Here is a 15,004-nt window from a genome sequence, read left to right on the forward strand (position 1 = left end):
GCGCCGCCGGTCAGTCCTCTTCGCCGTACAGCCGCCGGCGCACCGAGAGCAGCTCGGTCTCCGGCCGGCCGGCCACCAGGCGCTCGCAGGAGTCCAGCACCTCGCGGACGTGCGACGCCTCGGCGGCCACCACGGCCACGGCTATCTCGGCCCGACCGTGCAGGTCGAGCGCTCCCACTTCGGCGGCCGACACCTCGAAGCGGCGCAACGCCGCGACGATCGGCCGTACGTATGATCTCTTGGCCTTGAGCGACCGGGAGTCGCCCGGCAGCAGCAGGTCGAAGACCGCGGTTCCGGTGAACATCGCCCCGGACGATACCCGTACGGACCCCCACATGATCAAGGGGTTTACGCCCTGCGGCGTAAACCCCCCGATCAGTGGTTCACCGGATCAGGCGCGAACCTTCTCCCGCATCTCGAAGGTCTCGATGATGTCGCCGACCTGGACGTTGTTGTAACCACCCAGGGTCAGACCACACTCGAAGCCCTCGCGCACCTCCGTGGCGTCGTCCTTGAACCGCTTGAGCGAGCTGACGGTGAGGTTGTCCGCCACCACCGAGCCGTCGCGCAGCAGGCGCGCCTTGGCGTTGCGCCGGATGATGCCCGACCGGACGATGCAACCGGAGATGTTGCCGATCTTGGACGAGCGGAAGACGTCGCGGATCTCCGCGGTGCCCAGCTCGACCTCCTCGTACTCCGGCTTGAGCAGGCCCTTGAGCGCCGCCTCGATCTCCTCGATGGCCTGGTAGATCACGGTGTAGTACCGGATCTCCACTGCCTCGCGGTCGGCAATCTCGCGGACCTTGTTGGCGGCCCGCACGTTGAAACCGATGATCGTGACCGGCTCGGACGACGCGCTCGCGAGCATGACGTCGCTCTCGGTGATCGCGCCCACGCCCCGGTGGATGATCCTGAGCTGGACCTCCTCCGGGATGTCGAGGTTGAACAGCGCGTCCTCGAGGGCCTCCACGGAACCGGAGACGTCGCCCTTGAGCACCAGGTTGAGCGAGGTCTTCTCGCCCTCCTTGAGCTGCTCCATGAGCGTCTCGAGGGTGGCCCGGCCGCGGGAGTTGGCGAAGGACGCCGCCCGCCGCCGTGCCTGCCGCTGCTCGGCGATCTGGCGCACCGTGCGGTCGTCCTCGGCCGCCAGGAACGTGTCGCCGGCACCGGGCACCGCGGTCAGACCGAGCACCAGGACCGGACGCGCCGGACCGGCCTCGGAGACCTGGTTGCCGTTCTCGTCGAGCATCGCCCGGACCCGGCCGTGCGCCCCACCGGCGACGATGGAGTCGCCCGCCCGCAGGGTGCCCTTCTGCACCAGCACCGTCGCCACCGCACCGCGCCCCTTGTCCAGGTGCGCCTCGATGGCCACACCCTGGGCCGGCCCGTCGATCGGAGCGGTCAGCTCCAGCGACGCGTCGGCGGTCAGCAGGACCGCCTCGAGCAGCTCGTCGATGCCGATGCCCGGCTTCGCCGCCACGTTGACGAACATGGTGTCGCCGCCGTACTCCTCGGCGACCAGGCCGTACTCGGTCAGCTGCTGGCGGACCTTGTCCGGGTTCGCCTCCGGCTTGTCGACCTTGTTGACCGCCACCACGATCGGCACGTCGGCCGCCTTGGCGTGGTTCAGCGCCTCGATCGTCTGCGGCATGACGCCGTCGTCGGCCGCGACGACCAGCACCACGATGTCGGTGACCTGGGCACCACGGGCACGCATGGCGGTGAACGCCTCGTGACCCGGGGTGTCGATGAAGGTCACCGCGCGGTCCTCGCCCTCGTGCGGCACGTGGACCTGGTAGGCACCGATGTGCTGGGTGATGCCACCCGCCTCGCCGGCCACGACGTTCGCCTTGCGGATCGCGTCGAGCAGCTTGGTCTTACCGTGGTCGACGTGACCCATGACGGTCACGACCGGCGCACGGCTGACCAGGCGGTCCTCCGCGACCTCGGCGTCGAGGTCGATGTTGAACTGCGCGAGCAGCTCGCGGTCCTCGTCCTCCGGGCTGACGATCTGCACGTTGAAGCCGAGGTGCTCACCCAGCAGCAGCAGGGTGTCGTCGGAGCACGACTGGGTCGCCGTGACCATCTCGCCCAGGTTGAACATCTCCTGGACCAGCGAACCCGGGTTGGCGTTGATCTTGTCGGCGAAGTCCGACAGCGAGGCGCCACGGGAGAGCCGGACGACCTGACCCTGACCCCGGGGAGCACCCGAGCTCATGGTCGGGGCCGACAGGTTGTCGAACTCCTGTCTGCGCTGCTTCTTGGACTTGCGACCACGCGTCGGCCGGCCACCCGGACGCCCGAAGGCACCCGCGGCGCCGCCGCCACGGCCACGACCGCCGCCACCGGGGCGACCGCCGCCACCGGCCGGAGCGCCCGGACGGAAACCGCCGCCCGGAGCACCGCCGCCGCCACCGGGACCGCCACGGTAGCCACCGCCACCGCCGCCGCCACCGGGACCGCCGCGGAAGCCACCGCCACCGCCGCCGCCACCGGGACCGCCGCGGAAGCCACCGCCACCGCCGCCACCGGGACGACCCGCGCCGCCGCCGGGACCGCGACCGGCACCACCGGGGCCGGGGCGACCCGTGGCGGGGCGCTGGCTCGGCATGGAGGCCGGGCTCGGACGGGGCGGCATGGAGGCCGGGCTCGGACGCGGCGGCATGCCGGCCGGGCTGGGCCGGGGACCACCCGCACCGGCGGCCGGGGGCCGCTGCTGCTGCTGGCTGCCCTGGATGCCGAACGGGTTGTTACCGGCGCCGCGCGCCGGCGGACGCCCGCCCGGACGGCCACCCGGGCCCGGCGTCGGCGCGCCGGGACGACCGGCGGCCGGGGAACCCGGGCGGGGCGGCATGGCACCCGGACCCGGTCGGGGACCGGGACGGTTGCCACCGTCGGCCGGGGGCTCCCGGCGGACGTTGTCACGCTGCTGCTGCCGAGCGGCCTGGGCGGCCTTGACCGCCGCCTCCTGCTCGGCCTTCAGCGCGGCGGCACGCGCCTCGGCGGCCGCCACCTCGATGTCGTGGGCACTCGCCGGCTTGGCGACCGGGGCCGCGGGCTGCGGCGGACCGGGCACCGGGCCCTTGGGCTTCGGGCCGGGCGTCGGCGCGGCCGGCCGCCGGGGCGGCATCGGCTTGGCCGAGACCCGGGGCCCACCGGGGGCCGGGGAGGGCGTCGGGGTCGGGGTCGGCGCCGGGGCGGCCGCCGGCGGGGCGGCCGGTGCCGGAGAACCGGCGGAGGCGACGAACGCGCTGCGCAGCCGTCGGGCGACGGGCGCCTCGACGGTGCTGGACGCGGACTTCACGAACTCGCCCATCTCCTTGAGCTTGGCGAGAACGGTCTTGCTTTCGACCCCGAGCTCTTTTGCAAGCTCGTGTACGCGGGCCTTACCTGCCACTGCACTCCTCACTCCGAGGTCGTGCGGGCAGCACCCGCAGCGACCTCACTCGTGCACTTGAAGCCTGGTCATTTCAGGGACTTCATCGTGTGCTCATGTCGGTCGTCCTACCCTGCTAGCGACCCTCGTCCGATCGGGCTGACCGGACGTAGTGGTTGGCGCATCGACGTGCTCCGCGAGCTCACCGTGGTCGGGGACCCCGGTGATGCGCAGCGCACGCCCGAAGGCGCGTCGCCGCACCGCTTGCGCGAAGCAGGCCGGATCCGGGTGCATGTTCGCTCCCCGACCCGGCAGCCTGCGGGCCGGATCGGGCCGAAGGCTGTGACCAGCCTCGTCGCCGACCGCGACGATCCGCAGCAATTCGCTGGCCGGCGCACGTCGCCGGCAACCCACACAGGTGCGTTCCGGCAGCGCGCGTCGTACCACTGGAGAAAGTCTACCCCTAGGCGCCCGAGATCGCGCCGCCCGGCTCCGGGACGTGATCAGCCCCGGCCCGGCCGGAGCCGCCAGCCTGCTCGGCGTCGGACCGGATGTCGATCCGCCAACCGGTCAACCGGGCCGCAAGTCGGGCGTTCTGCCCCTCCCGGCCGATAGCGAGGGAGAGCTGGAAGTCCGGGACGGTGACCCGGGCGGTGCGGCTGGCCAGGTCGACCACCTCGACCCGCAGGGCCTTGGCCGGCGACAGGGCGTTGCCGACGAAGGTCGCCGGGTCGTCCGACCAGTCGATGATGTCGATCTTCTCGCCGTGCAGCTCGCTCATCACCGCGCGGACCCGCTGCCCCATCGGCCCGATGCAGGCGCCCTTGGCGTTGACGCCCTGGGTCGTGGAGCGGACCGCGATCTTCGTGCGGTGACCTGCCTCACGTGCGATCGCGCCGATCTCGACCGTGCCGTCGGCGATCTCCGGCACCTCGAGCGCGAAGAGCTTCTTCACCAGCGCCGGGTGCGACCGGGAGAGGGTGATCTGCGGGCCGCGCATCCCCTTCGCCACGTGCACCACCACGCAGCGGATCCGCTCGCCGTGCGCGTAGCGCTCGCCGGGGACCTGCTCGGACTGCGGCAGGACGCCCTCCAGCTTGCCGAGATCGACGCTGACGATGCCCTTCTCGCTGCGCGCCTCGTGCGCCTGCACCACGCCGGTGACCAGGTCACCGTCGCGGCCGACGTACTCGCCGAAATGCACCTCGTCGGTGGCTTCCCGCAGCCGCTGGAGGATCACCTGCTTGGCGGTCATGGCGGCGATCCGGCCGAAGTCGTGCGGGGTGTCGTCCCACTCCCGCACCACGGTGCCGTCGTCGTCCAACTCCTGGGCGTAGACCAGGGCCGCGCCGGACTTGCGGTCGATCTCTACCCGGGCGTGCGACTCCGCCCCCTCGGTGTGCCGGTAGGCGGTCAGCAGCGCGGTCTCGATCGCCGCGAGGATCGTGTCGAACGGGATCTCCCGCTCGCGCTCGAGTGCGCGCAGCGCCGCGAGGTCGATGTTCACCTCTCCTCGTCCTCCACATCATCTTCGTCGTCGAAGTCGTCGGTGTCGTCCATGTCGTCGGGTTCGTCCGTCTCCTCGATCTCGTCGAGGCGGTGGAACTCGACCTGCACCCGGCCGGGGCCGAGCTCTGCGTACGTCCAGGTGGCGCGGCCGGCGTCGGTCTCCAGCACCACGCGCTCGTCGTCGGCCTCGACCACCCGGCCGGTGACCTGCCGGTCGCCGGCGGCCTGCTCGGCCTGGGCGCCCGCGCCGCGCGCGGTCACCTTCACCAGCCGACCGACGTTGCGCCGCCAGTGCCGGGGCAGCGTCAGCGGCCGGTCCACGCCCGGGGAGCTGACCTCCAGCTGGTACTCCCCGGCGACGATGTCGCCCCCGGACTCCTCGGCCGCGTCGAGGGCCGCCGAGACGGCCCGGGACACCTCGGCGACGGCGTCCAGCCTGATCCCGCCGTCGGCGTCCACGATCACCCGCACCACGTGCCGTCGGCCGGCCCGGGAGACGGAGAGCTCCTCCAGGTCGTAGCCGGCGGCGGTGACCACCGGCTCGATCACGTCACGCAGCCGGGCCCGCCGGGCGGCGAGGTCGCCGCGCGGGCCGCCGGCACGCTCCCCGCCCCGGGGGGCGTCGGCGCGTCGGGGCCTCCCCGCCGGACCCGTCGACCTCGTGGCACGGCCACGCTGCGTCATCTCCGCACCCTCCTGCTGATCGACGGCACCCGGTCGGCCGCCATGCCGGCACGCCACCGGAGCTGACGCGCCGGTGGCTGCGCAGAGCGTAACGCGCCTACCGGGCGCCGGGCCGGGCGGCGCACCGACGCCGGTGGCCCACGTACGGCCGGTGATGGTGTTGACTTGTCCGGTGGCGAGGGGCAGAACGACACGACGCGGCGAGACAACCGGGCATTCCCGGCGCAACGTGCTGCGCGCCGGGGCGCTCCTGGCGCTCGGCGGGGCTGCGGCGCCGCTGACCGGCTGCGGTCTGCTCGACCGCGGCGACGAACCCGCCCCCGAGCCCGACCCGCTCACGCCGCTGCTCGACGAGTCGCTCCGGCTCGCCGCCGGGCACCGGGACGCCGCCGCCGCGCACCCCGCCCTCGCCGCCCTGCTCACCCCGATCGCCGAGGCGCACCGCGCGCACGCGGCGGAGCTGGCCCGGCTCGTCGGCGTACCGCTGCCCTCGGGATCCGCCCCCGCCACGACCGCCACGCCGGGCGACCCGGCGGCGGCGCGGGCCGCCCTGCGCGAGAGTGAACGGGCCGGCCGGGAGACGGCGACCAGGGCCTGCGCGGCGGCCCCGGCGGAGCGGGCCGCGCTGCTCGCCTCGATCGTCGCCGCCCGGGCCACGCACGTGGAGGCGTTGAAGTGACCACACCGACACCGGCCGGACCCGCCGGGGCGCTCGCCGCCGCCCTCACCGCCGAGTACGCCGCGATCTGGGCGTACGGGCCCATCGGGGTACGTCTCACCGGCGCCGCCCGGACCGCCGCGAGGGAGGCGGAGGCCGCCCACCGGCGCCGCCGCGACGAGCTGATCGTGCAGTTGAGCACCGGCGGCGGGAGCGTCCCGGCGGACCGGGCCGGTTACACGCTGCCGTTCCCGGTCACCGATAAGGCGAGCGCGCTGCGGCTGGCCGTCGAGGTGGAGGAGCGCACGGCCGCGTTCTGGCGGGCGGCGGTGCCGGCCACCACCGGCGCCGACCGGGACCGGGCCCTGGCCGCCCTGGTCGAGTACGCCCTGCGGGCCACCCGGTGGCGACGGATGGCCGGGATCACCCCGCTGACGGTGCCGTTCCCGGGTCGCCCGGCCTGACCGGCCCGACCCCGTCGACCCCGCTCCGGTTGCGGGTCGCATACCAGGTATGCATACTCCGTTGCCATGTCCATCCGTCACGGGCTGCTCGCCCTGCTCGAACGCGGCCAGATGTACGGCTACCAGCTGCGCGCCGCGTTCGAGGAGTCGACCGGCTCGACCTGGCCGCTGAACATCGGGCAGGTCTACACCACGCTGTCCCGTTTGGAGCGGGACGGGCTGGTCCGGTCGCTGCCCGAGAGTGAGGCCGGGCAACGCCCGTACGAGATCACCGACGCCGGGCGGGCGGACCTGGCCCTGTGGTTCGCCACACCGATCAGCCGCACCGACCGGCCCCGGGACGAGCTGGCGATCAAGCTGGCCCTCGCCCTGACCACCCCCGGCGTCGACGTCCGGTCGGTGGTGCAGACCCAGCGCAGCGCGACCATGCGGGCGTTGCAGGAGTTGACGCGGTTGAAGTACGCCAGCGACCGCCCCGAGGACCTGCCGTGGCGGCTCGTGCTGGACGCCATGGTCTTCCAGGCCGAGGCCGAGGTGCGCTGGCTGGACCACTGCGAGACCAGCCTCGTGCGCTACCGTCCGGCGCAGCCCGGGCGCGTCCCGACGACGCCTGCCGAGGCGGTGGACCGGGCCGACGAGGAGGCGCGACGGTGACCACGGGGAACGGGCCCGCGGCCGGAAGCCCGACCACGCCCGTGCTCGACGTACGTGACGTGCACCGCACCCACGGCGCCGGCGCGGCGGCCGTGCACGCCCTGCGCGGGGTGAGTCTCGCCGTGCGCGCGGGGGAGCTCGTCGCCGTGATGGGCCCGTCCGGCTCCGGGAAGTCGACCCTGCTCGCCCTGGCCGGCGGGCTGGACGGCCCGACCGCGGGCGAGGTGTACGTCGAGGGCGAGCCGCTCGGCGCCCTGGACCGGCGGCGGCTGGCCCAGGTGCGACGACGGCGGATCGGCTACGTCTTCCAGGATCTCAACCTGCTCGGCAGCCTGAGCGCCGTGGAGAACGTCGCCCTCCCCCTCGAACTCGACGGCACGGGCGTACGGCGGGCCCGCCGCCTGGCGCTCGACGCGCTGGCCGAGGTGGGTCTGCCCGAGCTGGGCGACCGGTTCCCCGACCAGCTCTCCGGCGGGCAGCAGCAGCGGGTGGCGATCGCCCGCGCGCTCGTCGGCGAACGGCGGCTGGTGCTCGCCGACGAGCCGACCGGCGCGCTGGACTCGCAGACCGGTGAGGCGGTGCTGCACCTGCTGCGCCGGCGGGTCGACGCCGGGGCCGCCGCCGTGCTGGTCACCCACGAGGCGCGGCACGCCGCCTGGGCCGATCGGGTGGTCTTCCTGCGCGACGGGGTGCTGGTCGACACGACGGCCCCGCTGGGCAGCGTGGAGCAACTGCTGAGCGGCAGCGGTCGGTGAGCACGGGCCGGGGCGGCCGGCTCGCCCGGGCGGCCGGCTCCTGGTGGGCGGCGCTGCGGATCGCCCGGCGGGAGGCCCGGCGGGCCCGGGGGCGTACGGCGCTGGTGCTGGCGATGATCACGCTGCCGGTGCTGGTGCTGACCTTCACCGCGGTGAGCTGGCGGATGTCCGAGCTGACGCCGGTCGAGCGGGCCGACCGCCAGCTCGGCGCGGCCGACGCGGAGCTGAGCTGGGTGGTGCGGGTCCCGATCGTGCAGAGCGCCTGGGCCGAAACCTGGCGCTCCGACCCGGAGGACGTTCCCTCGGCCGGACCCGTCACCGCCGGGCAGGTGACCGCCCTCCTGCCGCCCGGGAGCCGGGTGGTCCCGCTGCGCCGCTGGGTGTCGTTCGACGCCCGGGTCGGCGAGCGGGTCGACGACGGCCTCACGGGACGCGCCGTGGACCTCGGCGATCCGCTCGGCCGCGGGCTGGTCCGGTTCCACTCGGGACGGGCGCCGGCCGGGCCGGACGAGATCGCGGTCAGCCCGGCGGCCCTGCGCCGCCTCGACGCCCGCCTCGGCGGCAGCGTCACCTCCGGCGACGGCACCCGCTCCTGGCGGGTGGTCGGCGTGGTCGAGTACCCCGACGACCTGGGCCCGGTGGTGACGCTGCACCCGTCGGAAGGGCGGATGGAGACCGAGCCGGGCACGAGCTGGCTGGTCGACCTGCCCGGGACCGCCGACGAGGCGCTGTTCCGCCGGCTCAACGCGCACGGCGTCGTGGTGCACGCCCGTGTCCCCGCCCCGGCGTCGGACACCGTCACGTTCGCGCCGTACGGCCGCTCCGCCATGGACGTGGAGGGGATGAGCGTCTCGGTGCTCGTCGGCGGGCTGGGGCTGCTGGAGGTGGTGCTGCTCGTCGGGCCGGCCTTCGCGGTCGGCGTACGGCGGCGGCGCCGGGACCTCGCGCTGGTCGCCGTGGCGGGCGGGGACGACGCCCACCTGCGCCGGATCGTGCTGGCCGACGGCGTGGTGCTGGGTGCCGTCGGCGCCGCCGTCGGGGTCGCGCTGGGCGTCGCCGCCGCGTTCGCCGGCCGCCCCCTGGTGGAGCAGCACCTCTTCGGCGCGCGCTTCGGCGCGTACCGCTGCTGGCCGGAGGCGCTCGCGGCGATCGCCGCCGTCGCGGTGCTGGCCGGGGTGCTGGCCGCGCTGGCCCCGGCCTGGACGGCCGCCCGGCAGGACGTGGTGGCGGGGCTGGCCGGCCGGCGCACCCCGCCGGCACACCGGCGGCGCTGGCTGACCGTCGGGGCGGTCCTGGCCGTCGGCGGGGCCGCGGTGGCCGCGTTCGGGGCGGCCCGGACGGCGCCGGCGGTCATCCTGGCCGGCCTCGTCCTCGGCGAGCTGGGCCTGGTCTTCGCCACCCCGACGCTGGTCGGCGTGCTCGCCCGCCTCGGGCGGTCGCTGCCGCTGGCGCCCCGGATCGCGCTGCGCGACGCCAGCCGCAACCGGTCGTCGACCGCGCCCGCGATCTCCGCCGTGATGGCGGCGGTCGCCGGCAGCGTCGCCGTCGGGGTGTACCTGGCCAGCGACGACGCCCGGTCGGCGACGATCTACCTGCCGACCCTGCCGTCCGCCACGGTGCTGGTCACCGGGTCGGACCCGGACCGCCCACCCGACCTGTCCCGGGTCAGCGAGGCCGCGCGCGACCACCTGGGGGCCCGCACGGTGGCGCCGCTGGTGGAGCCCCGGTGCGGGCCGGACACCGGGCTGTGCATCGTCTCGCCGGTGCTGCCCGCCGAGCGCGTCTGCCCGTGGACGCCGGGCGACCGGCTCACCCCGGCGCAGCAGCGTCGGGCCCGCGCGGACGCCCGCTGCGCGGAACCCGAGGACCATCTCGGCGGGACCTTCCACGTGCTGGTGGACGACGGGACGGCCCTGCCGGTGCTCACCGGCGCCGCCCCCGCCGACGTCGCCGCCGCCACCGCCGTGCTGCGGGCCGGCGGCGCGGTGGTGACCGATCCGCGCTACGTGCGCGACGGGCGGGTCGATGTGCGGGTGACCCGCCCCGGGCAGGCCCGGCCCCACCCCCCGGCCGTCACCGCCGTCGCCGGGTATCCGCTGCCCACCGGGCTGGAGGCGGACCGGCTGCTGCTCTCCCCGGCGGCCGCCCAGCGGCTCGGCCTGAGCGTCCAGCCGCGCGGCTGGGCGATCGCCGCCGACGGCGTGCCCGACGAGGACCGGCAGGGCCGGTTCGTCGCCGCCGTACGTCCGCTCCGCGCGTATGTCGAGATCGACCGGGGTACCCAGCGCGACGCGGGACGGCCGCTGCTGCTCCTGCTGGCCGTCGCCGCCGGGGTCGTCACGGTGGGCGCCGCCGGCATCGCCACCGGGCTGGCCGCGGCCGAGGGTCGGGCGGACCTGTCGACCCTCGCGGCGGTCGGCGCCGGGCCGGGGCTGCGCCGGCTGCTCTCGCTCTGCCAGTCCGGGGTGATCGCCGTGCTGGGCTCCGTGCTCGGCATCGCCGCCGGCCTCGGCTCCGCGTTGATCATCCTGACCGCCCTCAACCGCCGCTACGCCAGCCTGTGGCCCGTCCCGGAGCCGTACCCGGTGGTGGTCCCGTGGGCCACGCTCGGCGTCCTGGTGGTGGTGCCGCTGGTCGCGATGCTCGGCGCGGGACTGTTCACCCGCTCCCGGCTGCCGGTCGAGCGACGTCTCGACTGACGGACGGGCAGGGGGCACACTGGTTGCCGTGCCCGTACTGGGAGCCCTCACCCGCCGGGTCGGCCACCACCGCTGGTTCGGCGCCGCCGTCCGCCTGCTCGTCCCCGCCGACCGGATGGTCGGGCGGCTCACCCGGGGCCGGGTGGTCGCGCTCGGGCTCATCCCGTCGCTGGTCATCACGACCACCGGCCGCCGCTCCGGCAGGCCGCGCAGCAACCCGCTGCTCTACGTGCCCGACGGCGACGCGTACGTGGTGGTCGGCTCCAACTTCGGCCAGGCCCACCAGCCGGGCTGGGCGATGAACCTGCGCGCCGATCCCGCCGCCGAGGTGGCCGTCAAGGGTCGCCGCGTGCCGGTGCGCGCGGAGGTCGCCACCGGCGCCGAACGGGACCGCCTCTGGCGCCTGCTGGTCACCGAGTGGCCCGCCTACCGGGCGTACGCGCGGCGGGCCGGCGGTCGGGAGATCCTCGTCTTCCGGCTGGTGCCCACCGGGCGCGGCGTGCCGGGCGGGCCGGGCGCCCCCGCATAGGCTGGCGCGGTGACCGGCGCCGACGGCGAACCCCACCCCGACGATCCACGGTGGGCGGTGGCCGGGCGGGTCGCCGACGCCGTGCGCCGACGGTTCCCGGCCGACGTGCTGGCGGTCGCGGTGCACGGCCCGCTGGCGCACGGCGACGACGACGGCGGCGGAGACGGCGAGGTCGGGCTGCTGGTGGTGACGTACCGGCCCGGCGGCGGTCCCTCGCCGGCGACCCGGCGCGTCGACGGCGTGCTGGTCGACCTGACCGTGGCGGGCGCGGACGACTACCTGCGCCAGGCCCGGGTGATCTCCTCGCTCTGGCCGCTGACCGCCGACCGGTACGTCAGCACCCGCGCCCTGCACGATCCGACCGGCTGGCTGCGCACGCTGCGCGACGAGCATCTAGGCCGGCTGGCCCGGGCCCGGCCGGGCGAGTTCAGCACGGCGGCCCGCCGGGCCTGGTACCGGGGCGGCGCGGCGCACGCCCGGGCCGCCCGGCTGGCCGAGTGGTACGAGACCGACCAGGCGCTGCTGATGCTCGGCGAGGCGCGACTGGCGGCGGCCACGGTCAACGGCCTGCTCAGCCGCACCTACTTCCGTGACCCGGGCGACGCCGTACGCCGCACCGGCCTGGCGGGCGCGGACATGACGGAGGTGGGCGCCGTCCTGGCCCGCCAGGCGGACGAGCTGGCGGCCCGGGGCCGCCCCGTCGACGGCACGGTCGACGACCTGCTCGCCGGCTGACGGTGCCGGGCGGACGGGACGTGGGATCGGACCCCGGCCCACGCGCACGAACTGGTGCTTGCATGTCGCACCCACGCGGCTTTGGCAGGAACGCATCCTTGCCTCTCATGGGAATGGGGTCACGGTGACGACAAGTGACTACGACAGATTTGCGAACGCCTATTCGGCGGAGAACGAGTCCAACCTCTTCAACGCGTACTACGAGCGACCTGAGATGCTCCGTCTCGCCGGCGACGTACGAGGCCGCCGGATCCTCGACGCGGGCTGCGGTACCGGCCCGTTGTCAGCCGCGCTGCGCGCCAAGGGGGCCGTGGTCACCGGCTTTGACGCGAGTGCGGCCATGGTCGACCTGGCCCGCCGGAGGCTGGGTGAAGACGCCGACCTGCACGTGGCGGACCTGAGCGCGCCACTGCCGTTCGCAGACGCCGAGTTCGACGACGTCGTCGCGTCCCTGGTCCTGCACTACCTGGAGGACTGGTCCGGTCCCCTCGCCGAACTGCGTCGCGTGCTGAAGCCGGGCGGTCGCCTGATCCTCTCGGTCATCCACCCCGCCGTCTATGCGATCGCGTATCCCAAGGCCGACTACTTTGCGCTGACGAAGTACTCCGAGGACTACGTCATGGACGGCCAGACCGTGTGGCTGACCTACTGGCACCGGCCGCTGCACGCCATCGCAGATGCTTTTGCTGCTGCCGGCTTCCGCATCGCGACGATCAGCGAGCCGCCCCCTTCTCCGGACACTCCCGCGGAACTGCTCCCACCCGACATGAACTCCGGGTCCTTCATGTGTTTCCTCTTCTTCGTCCTCGAGTCCGCCTAGGGCCCGTCCTGTCGACCATGGCAGCCAGATGAGGACGGTGATCCCGCCCCCGCGCACCGCCCGGCTCGGGAAGCAGCGGCAGGGGACGCCCGGCCCGGCCGACCGGGCTCCACGCTCAGCCGAGGCCACCCTGGACGCCGATGAGGGCGCCGATCAGGTATGTCGCGCCGGCCGCCGCCGCGCCGAGCAGGAGCTGACGCAGGCCCCCGGACCACCAGGAGCGCGCGGTGAAGCGGGCGACCACCGCCCCGGCCAGGAAGAGCCCGAGCCCGCCGACCGCGAGTGCCAGCCACAGGCTGGTCGCGCCGAACAGGTAGGTCAGCAGCGGCACCAGCGCCCCGACCGAGAAGAACAGGAACGACGAGATGGCCGCCGCCCAGGGGCTCGGCTGGTCGTCCGGGTCGACGCCGAGTTCCTCCCGGACGTGCACCCGCAGGGCCTCGTCCGGGTTGCGGCGGACGGCCTCGGCGACCTGCATGGCGAGATCGGGGGCCAGCCCCCGGGCGACCCACGCCGCGGCCAGTTCGCGTGCCTCGGCCTCGGGGTGCCGCTCCAGCTCGCGGCGTTCCTTGGCGACCTCGGCGGCGACCTGTTCGTTGGCCGAGCGGACGCTCGTGTACTCCCCCAGCCCCATCGAGATGGCGCCGGCGACCAGGCCGGCCACGCCGGTGAGCACGACGCTGCGGGGCGACACCCCGCCACCCGCCACGCCGGCGATCAGGGCGATGTTGGTGACCAGACCGTCCATCGCCCCGAAGACGGCCGGACGCAGCCAGCCGCCGGAGACGTCCGCGTGGTGCGCCTCACGCAGCGCCGCCGGAGTGTCCGTCACGGCAGGGTGAGGATCTCGTGACCGTCCTCGGTCACCACGATGGTGTGCTCGAACTGGGCCGTCCAGCGGCGGTCCTTCGTCACCACGGTCCAACCGTCGTCCCACATGTCGTACTGGTGGGTGCCGAGGGTGATCATCGGCTCGATGGTGAAGGTCATCCCCGGCTCCATCACGTCCGTGGGACGCGGGCTGTCGTAGTGCGGCACGTAGAGCCCGCTGTGGAAGGCCTCGCCGATGCCGTGGCCGGTGAAGTCGCGTACGACGCCGTAGCCGAAGCGCTTCGCGTACGACTCGATGACCCGGCCGATCACGTTGATCTGGCGGCCGGGGGCGACCGCGCGGATGCCGCGCATCATCGCCTCGTGGGTCCGCTCGACCAGCAGCCGGGCCTCCTCGTCGACCTCGCCCACGCAGAAGGTGGCGTCCGTGTCGCCGTGCACGCCGTCGAGGTACGCGGTGACGTCGACGTTGATGATGTCGCCGTCGGCCAGCACCGTGGAGTCGGGGATGCCGTGGCAGATCACCTCGTTGAGGCTGGTGCAGCAGGACTTGGGGAAGCCCTTGTAGCCCAGCGTCGAGGGGTAGGCGCCGTGGTCGCAGAGGAACTCGTGCACGACCCGGTCGATCTCGTCGGTGGTCACGCCGGGCTTGCAGTGCTCGCCGGCGAGCTGGGTGGCCTGCGCGGCGAGCCGGCCGGCGACCCGCATCTTCTCGATCGTCTCCGGTGTCTGCACGTGCGAGCCGCGCCATTCCTGGGGACGCTTCTTGCCCACGTACTCCGGGCGGACGATGTGGGCGGGCACGGGCCGCAGCGGGGAGAGCGTGCCTGGGGTCAGCGGCGCACGGACGGTCATGGCCCGAGTTTATCGCCGCGACGATGGTGACCCCCGCCACCGCCCGCCGGGAACGGTTGTTGCCGTGCAAGGTTCGCTGTGCCATTGTGGCTCCGTGGATCAAGGGGGCGGCACGTCTCCCGTCTTCTCCGCCAGCGCGGAGATCGACGGCGCCCACCTTCGCGTCCTGGTGACCGGCGAGGTCGACATGGCCACCGCCGACGTCATGTACCAGACCGCGCTGCGGGAGCCGGCCGAGCGGGTGACGCTCGACCTGCGGGCGGTCACCTTCTTCGACTCGGCGGCGATCCACGCGGTGGTCCGGCTGGCCCAGCAGTTCCCCGGCACGCTCGCCGTGCTGCCGTCGCGGCAGGTCCACCGGGTGCTGGAGATCTCCGGCCTGGGCGACCAGGCCTGGCTCCGACCGGCCTGAGCCCCGCGCCGGGCGACGCCGTC

Annotated in this window: 16 protein-coding genes; 9 read left to right on the forward strand and 7 right to left on the reverse strand. The window is 74.6% G+C overall.

Annotation, left to right across the window (positions count from 1 at the left end):
• Positions 1-10: 10 nt before the first annotated feature.
• The 5 genes from ACTMS2_RS11030 to rimP form a co-directional block, all read right to left on the reverse strand.
• Complete coding sequence (locus ACTMS2_RS11030; protein WP_101414636.1) at positions 11-304, reverse strand: DUF503 domain-containing protein; 294 nt, start codon at positions 302-304, stop codon at positions 11-13.
• Between the two features lie 87 nt (positions 305-391).
• The gene (gene infB, locus ACTMS2_RS11035) at positions 392-3,397 is read right to left on the reverse strand and encodes a translation initiation factor IF-2 (RefSeq protein ID WP_441175311.1); all 3,006 of its coding nucleotides are present in this window, start codon (positions 3,395-3,397) and stop codon (positions 392-394) included.
• A gap of 93 nt (positions 3,398-3,490) precedes the next feature.
• The gene (locus ACTMS2_RS11040) at positions 3,491-3,823 is read right to left on the reverse strand and encodes a YlxR family protein (protein ID WP_363621200.1); all 333 of its coding nucleotides are present in this window, start codon (positions 3,821-3,823) and stop codon (positions 3,491-3,493) included.
• Between the two features lie 16 nt (positions 3,824-3,839).
• On the reverse strand, positions 3,840-4,883 hold the full coding sequence (nusA, locus tag ACTMS2_RS11045; protein ID WP_357719650.1) for a transcription termination factor NusA: 1,044 nt from the start codon (positions 4,881-4,883) through the stop codon (positions 3,840-3,842).
• Positions 4,880-5,569, reverse strand: a complete 690-nt coding sequence (gene rimP, locus ACTMS2_RS11050) for a ribosome maturation factor RimP (protein ID WP_441175312.1) — start codon at positions 5,567-5,569, stop codon at positions 4,880-4,882. The genes nusA and rimP overlap by 4 nt, the downstream gene beginning before the upstream one ends.
• Before the next feature lie 229 nt (positions 5,570-5,798).
• Here rimP and ACTMS2_RS11055 point away from each other — a divergent pair, with 229 nt between their 5' ends.
• The 8 genes from ACTMS2_RS11055 (at position 5,799) to ACTMS2_RS11090 (ending at position 12,883) form a co-directional block, all read left to right on the forward strand.
• Positions 5,799-6,248, forward strand: a complete 450-nt coding sequence (locus ACTMS2_RS11055; protein WP_441175489.1) for a hypothetical protein — start codon at positions 5,799-5,801, stop codon at positions 6,246-6,248.
• Positions 6,245-6,691, forward strand: a complete 447-nt coding sequence (locus tag ACTMS2_RS11060) for a ferritin-like domain-containing protein (RefSeq protein WP_441175313.1) — start codon at positions 6,245-6,247, stop codon at positions 6,689-6,691. The genes ACTMS2_RS11055 and ACTMS2_RS11060 overlap by 4 nt, the downstream gene beginning before the upstream one ends.
• A 66-nt stretch (positions 6,692-6,757) precedes the next feature.
• Complete coding sequence (locus ACTMS2_RS11065) at positions 6,758-7,345, forward strand: PadR family transcriptional regulator (RefSeq protein ID WP_363897347.1); 588 nt, start codon at positions 6,758-6,760, stop codon at positions 7,343-7,345.
• Positions 7,342-8,100, forward strand: a complete 759-nt coding sequence (locus tag ACTMS2_RS11070) for an ABC transporter ATP-binding protein (RefSeq protein ID WP_441175314.1) — start codon at positions 7,342-7,344, stop codon at positions 8,098-8,100. The genes ACTMS2_RS11065 and ACTMS2_RS11070 overlap by 4 nt, the downstream gene beginning before the upstream one ends.
• Complete coding sequence (locus tag ACTMS2_RS11075) at positions 8,097-10,799, forward strand: FtsX-like permease family protein (RefSeq protein WP_441175315.1); 2,703 nt, start codon at positions 8,097-8,099, stop codon at positions 10,797-10,799. Before ACTMS2_RS11070 ends, ACTMS2_RS11075 begins: the two co-directional genes overlap by 4 nt.
• Positions 10,800-10,827: 28 nt before the next feature.
• Positions 10,828-11,328, forward strand: coding sequence for a nitroreductase/quinone reductase family protein (locus ACTMS2_RS11080; RefSeq protein ID WP_441175316.1), 501 nt, complete (start codon positions 10,828-10,830; stop codon positions 11,326-11,328).
• A gap of 9 nt (positions 11,329-11,337) precedes the next feature.
• The gene (locus tag ACTMS2_RS11085; RefSeq protein ID WP_441175317.1) at positions 11,338-12,063 is read left to right on the forward strand and encodes a nucleotidyltransferase domain-containing protein; all 726 of its coding nucleotides are present in this window, start codon (positions 11,338-11,340) and stop codon (positions 12,061-12,063) included.
• Between the two features lie 124 nt (positions 12,064-12,187).
• Positions 12,188-12,883 carry a class I SAM-dependent methyltransferase gene (locus tag ACTMS2_RS11090; protein ID WP_441175318.1) on the forward strand — a complete coding sequence of 232 codons (696 nt, stop codon included), beginning with the start codon at positions 12,188-12,190 and terminating at the stop codon, positions 12,881-12,883.
• A gap of 115 nt (positions 12,884-12,998) precedes the next feature.
• On the opposite strand, the gene ACTMS2_RS11095 is transcribed toward ACTMS2_RS11090, so the two are convergent.
• Complete coding sequence (locus ACTMS2_RS11095; protein WP_089001501.1) at positions 12,999-13,715, reverse strand: VIT1/CCC1 transporter family protein; 717 nt, start codon at positions 13,713-13,715, stop codon at positions 12,999-13,001.
• Complete coding sequence (gene map, locus ACTMS2_RS11100; protein ID WP_101414626.1) at positions 13,712-14,569, reverse strand: type I methionyl aminopeptidase; 858 nt, start codon at positions 14,567-14,569, stop codon at positions 13,712-13,714. The genes ACTMS2_RS11095 and map overlap by 4 nt, the downstream gene beginning before the upstream one ends.
• 94 nt (positions 14,570-14,663) lie before the next feature.
• Between map and ACTMS2_RS11105 the strand changes: the two genes are divergently transcribed.
• Positions 14,664-14,981 (forward strand): STAS domain-containing protein, encoded by a 318-nt coding sequence (locus tag ACTMS2_RS11105; RefSeq protein WP_441175319.1) that lies wholly within the window; start codon positions 14,664-14,666, stop codon positions 14,979-14,981.
• The last annotated feature ends 23 nt before the right edge of the window (positions 14,982-15,004 follow it).

This window comes from Micromonospora sp. SD12 (assembly GCF_052068495.1).
GTDB lineage: Bacteria > Actinomycetota > Actinomycetes > Mycobacteriales > Micromonosporaceae > Micromonospora > Micromonospora echinofusca.

Coding starts and splice junctions, on each gene's coding strand:
- map (WP_101414626.1), bottom strand. CDS start 14,569: ATGACCGTCCGTGCGCCGCTGACCCCAGGCACGCTCTCCCCGCTGCGG.
- rimP (WP_441175312.1), bottom strand. CDS start 5,569: ATGACGCAGCGTGGCCGTGCCACGAGGTCGACGGGTCCGGCGGGGAGG.
- ACTMS2_RS11030 (WP_101414636.1), bottom strand. CDS start 304: ATGTTCACCGGAACCGCGGTCTTCGACCTGCTGCTGCCGGGCGACTCC.
- ACTMS2_RS11065 (WP_363897347.1), top strand. CDS start 6,758: ATGTCCATCCGTCACGGGCTGCTCGCCCTGCTCGAACGCGGCCAGATG.